Consider the following 4,504-nt stretch of genomic DNA (forward strand, 5'->3'; position numbering starts at 1 on the left):
CGCAGCATTATTGAGCAGAAGGGTTTACGAGCGAACGCTTCTTCAAATACTTAGAGAGATCATTGATTGTTGAATATAGAAAAAGGTGGCCTTACTCATAATTAATAGCGAACCATAAACTTATTCAACACTATAAAAAAACAGGAAGGGTTGCCCCTTCCTGTTTTGTCCAATCTATTAAACTACGTATTTTTCTACACTGATCAATTTTTCGGATGCTTCGCGTTTTTTCGCGATCAAGTTGTACGGCGTTGAACGCGTCAACTTGCGGAGTGCGGACAGCATCATGCGCTGGTTGTCGCCATCAATTGCTGCGATTAAGGTTTCTTTCGCGTCTTTCTCGATTTCCTCCAAAGCTTCCTGGCAGAAGATCTGCGTATAAAGAAGTTTCTGCTTCGCCTTTTCTTCGCCGCTTGCTGCGATCGCTTTTTCTGTGCGTAAGACAACCGATTCCATCGCGAAGACATTGCTGACGATATCCGCGATGTTCACGAGCACTTCCTGTTCTGCTTCAAGTTTCTTGCCGTAAGTCTGTGCGGCAAGGCCGGCAGCGAGGATAGCGATTTTCTTGGCGTTTTTCACCAAAGCTTTTTCCTGTGCCAACGCTTCCGTTCCGACTTCTTCCGGCATCATCATCAACAATTCTTCCTGCAATGCTTGCGCATGTTGCAATAGCGGCAATTCGCCTTTCATCGCTTTGCGGAGCAGTGTGCCCGGTACGAGCAGGCGGTTGATTTCGTTTGTTCCTTCGAAGATACGGTTGATGCGGGAATCGCGGTAGATGCGCTCGATTTCATATTCCTGCATAAAGCCGTAGCCGCCATGGAGCTGGACGCCTTCATCAACGATATAGTCCAAAGTCTCCGTTCCGAAGAATTTATTCAATGAACATTCGATAGCAAATTCAGCGATGGAATCCGCAACGAGTTTTCCATCCGCTTGCTGCTCGTCCGTAAATCCACTCATGCGGTCTTCGAACAGGCCAACTGTGCGGTAAACGGAACTTTCAACAGCATACAATTTAGAGGCCATTGTCGCCAACTTCTCTTTTGTCAGGTTGAATGAAGAAATCGGCGTCTTCTGGTTCGTGTAGGGAATGGTCAATTCCATTGCGCGCTTGGATGCGCCGATTGTGCCGACGCCCAGTTTGTAGCGCCCGATGTTCAGGATATTGAAGGCGATGATGTGTCCGCGCCCTGCTTCACCGAGAAGGTTTTCCACAGGTACTTCCGCGTCTTCCAAGATCAATGTGCGCGTAGAAGATGATTTGATGCCCATTTTCTTTTCTTCCGGCCCAACTGATACGCCCCCGAAGTCGCGTTCAACGATAAATGCCGAGAACTGTTCGCCGTCGATTTTTGCATAGACTACGAAGACATCCGCAAATCCTGCATTTGTGATCCATTGCTTTTCGCCATTCAAGACGTAATGCGTACCCGCTTCATTCAGTTTCGCGACCGTTTTCGCACCCAAAGCATCCGATCCGGAACTTGGCTCAGTCAAAGCGTAAGCTGCGATTTTCTCGCCTGTTGCAAGAACCGGCAAGTATTTCTTTTTCTGTTCTTCGTTACCGAATAATACGATCGGCAGCGATCCGATCCCGACGTGTGCGCCGTGAGTGATGGAGAAGCCGCCCGCTTTGGACATTTTCTCAGCAATCAAGGCCGACGCGATTTTGTCGAGCCCGAGCCCGTCGTATTGTTCCGGAACGTCTGCCCCAAGGAGCCCGAGTTCGCCGGCTTTCTTCAGAAGCTTGACGGAATGTTCGAATTCATGGTTCTCCAACTTTTCGACCAAAGGCATAACTTCCGTGTTGACGTAATCCTCTGTCGTTTTGGCGATCATTTTATGCTCTTCCGTGAAATCTTCCGGCGTGAACACACGCGATAGGTCTGCATCTTCGATCAAGAAGCTTCCGCCTTTGATCAATGTTTTTTCTTGTTCCATTTTCCATTCCTCCCAATTTATCGTTTATCTTAAATCCCCTGTTAACCGTATCCCCTAAAGATCTCTTTACAACATTTCGAAGACGCCAGCTGCGCCCATTCCGCCGCCGATGCACATCGTGACGACGCCGAATTGTTTGTTTTGGCGCTTCAATTCGCTGAGCATGCGCAAAGTCAAAATCGAACCTGTCGCGCCGAGCGGATGGCCGAGTGCGATGGCGCCTCCGTTCAAATTGATCTTATCCATATCTAAGCCAAGCTCTCGGATAACGCCAAGCGACTGGGAAGCGAAGGCTTCGTTCAGTTCCCAGACGTCGATATCGTCTTTCGTCAGGCCGGCCAGTTTCAAGGCTTTCGGAATCGCGACGACCGGGCCGATGCCCATGACTTCGGGCGGAACGCCGCCGGTTGCGAATGAACGGAATTTTGCGATTGGTTTAAGGCCAAGCGCTTCCGCTTTTTCACGGTCCATGACGAGCACTGCACCTGCGCCGTCAGAAGTCTGCGAAGAGTTGCCAGCTGTCACCGTGCCGCGTGCCGAGAATGCCGCACGCAATTTATTGAGTGTCTGGATGGATGTGCCGTGGCGTACCCCTTCGTCCATTTCAAACATAAATGATTTTTCCTGGTATTTATTCTGGCTATCGACATAGCGTTGGATCACTTCGACCGGAACGATTTCATCGACGAAGTGTCCTTTTTCGATAGCCCTAGCCGCATTTTCATGGGAACGGACCGCAAAAGCATCCTGGTCTTCCCGGCTGACGCCATATTGCGTCGCCACTTGTTCTGCCGTATGGCCCATGCTCATGTAATATTGCGGGGCTGTTTCGGCGATTTTTGCGTTCGGCCGCAGCACATTGCCCATCATCGGCACCATGCTCATCGATTCGACGCCGCCGGCAACTATCGCTTCAGCGTGGCCAACCATGATTCGTTCAGCGGCATAAGCGATCGACTGCAAGCCTGATGAACAAAAACGCAAGCGCCCCAATATTACGGGCAATGTTCATGCCTTGTTCTGCTTCCGGCATGGCACAGCCCATGATCAAATCATCAATGGGGCCGTCATATCCAGCCCGCTTCAATGTTTCCCGTACGACGAGTGCCCCGAAATCATCCGGGCGCACCGAGGCGAGAGAACCTTTTTTTGCTTTCCCGACCGGTGTTCTGGCTCCGGCCACAATTACTGCTTCGCGCATATCATTTCCTCCTCTATCTAATCGGCGATCAATTGCGTAATGGTTTCCCTTTAACAAGCATATGCTGCATGCGCTGCTGTGACTTCGGCTCAGCAACCAGGCTCAGGAATGCTTCGCGTTCCAAGTCGAGCAAATACTGTTCATCGACTTTCGTGCCGTATGGCAATTTGCCGCCTGATAATACATAAGCCAGTTTTTTGGCGATTTTCATATCGTGTTCGCTGATATAGCCGGACAATAACATACCTTCAGCCCCAAGCAACATCGCCGCATAGCCTGCTTCCCCTGCAACCGGCACTTTTTCTCTTCTCGGCGCCTGGTAGCCATTATCATGGAGCGACAATGCCAATTGCTTCGCATCGTAGATTAAGTGGTCGCTATTGACGCTGATGCCGTCGACGAAATTCAGGAAGTTGTTTTCGCGTGCTTCGTCTGCCGATGTCGACACTTTCGCAGTCGCGATCGATTCGAACACGCCTGCTGCCAAGTTGACATAGTCGGCCGTGACATGATTCGGCAAGCCTTTCAATTGTTTCATATACAATTCCTTGTTTCCGCCGCCGCCCGGAATGAGCCCAACTCCTGCTTCGACTAAGCCCATATAGGTTTCCATAGATGCTTGTACACGTGCTGCCGGCAGGATGACTTCCGCCCCGCCGCCGAGTGTCATGCCGAATGGTGCCGCTACAACCGGCTTCGAGCTGTATTTCAATTTCAGCATGGCGTTCTGGAACGTACGGATCGTCAAATCCAGTTCAAAGATATTGTCGTCTTGTGCTTCCATCAAAATCATGCCGAGGTTGGCGCCAACACAGAAGTTCTTTCCTTGGTTGCCGATGACGAGTCCTTTGAAGTTTTTCTCGACTTCGTCCACAGCGAAATTAATCATTTGCATGATATCGAGCCCGATCGCGTTCGAACGCGAATGGAATTCGAGTAATGCGATGCCGTCTCCAAGATCGATCAAGCTTGCGCCGGAATTCGATTTGATGACGCCGTGCTTTTTCTTGTAACGTTTCAAGTCGATCACTTTTTCATTGACCGGAACAGGCTGGTAATCTGAACCGTCGAAATAATACAGATCGCCGTTCTCTTCTTTATAGAAGGAATCAAAGCCTTTTTCCAATAGCGCTTGTGCAAATGCCGGTACTTCTAAGCCTTGAGCGGCCATTTTTTCTGTCGACTGCTTGACGCCGATTGCGTCCCACACTTCAAACGGCCCCTGTTCCCAGCCAAAGCCCCATTTCATAGCGTTGTCGATGGCGACGATATCGTCTGCAATCTCGCCGTGCAATTGTGCAGAGTAGACGAGTGTCGGAGCGAGGATGCTCCACAGCAATTCGCCTGTGCGGTCGT

General features: G+C 50.3%; 2 protein-coding genes and 1 pseudogene. All 3 read right to left on the reverse strand.

Annotated elements, in window-relative coordinates; all coding sequences use genetic code 11:
• Positions 1–177: 177 nt before the first annotated feature.
• Complete coding sequence (locus ON064_RS17140) at positions 178–1,947, reverse strand: acyl-CoA dehydrogenase family protein (RefSeq protein WP_274625722.1); 1,770 nt, start codon at positions 1,945–1,947, stop codon at positions 178–180.
• Between the two features lie 66 nt (positions 1,948–2,013).
• Positions 2,014–3,148: pseudogene (locus tag ON064_RS17145) on the reverse strand (acetyl-CoA C-acetyltransferase).
• Positions 3,149–3,176: 28 nt separating this feature from the next.
• Positions 3,177–4,504: enoyl-CoA hydratase-related protein (locus ON064_RS17150; RefSeq protein ID WP_274625723.1), on the reverse strand; the 1,328-nt coding region annotated here is incomplete at its 5' end.

The sequence above is a fragment of the Planococcus sp. A6 genome (genome assembly GCF_028823615.1).
Lineage (GTDB): Bacteria > Bacillota > Bacilli > Bacillales_A > Planococcaceae > Planococcus.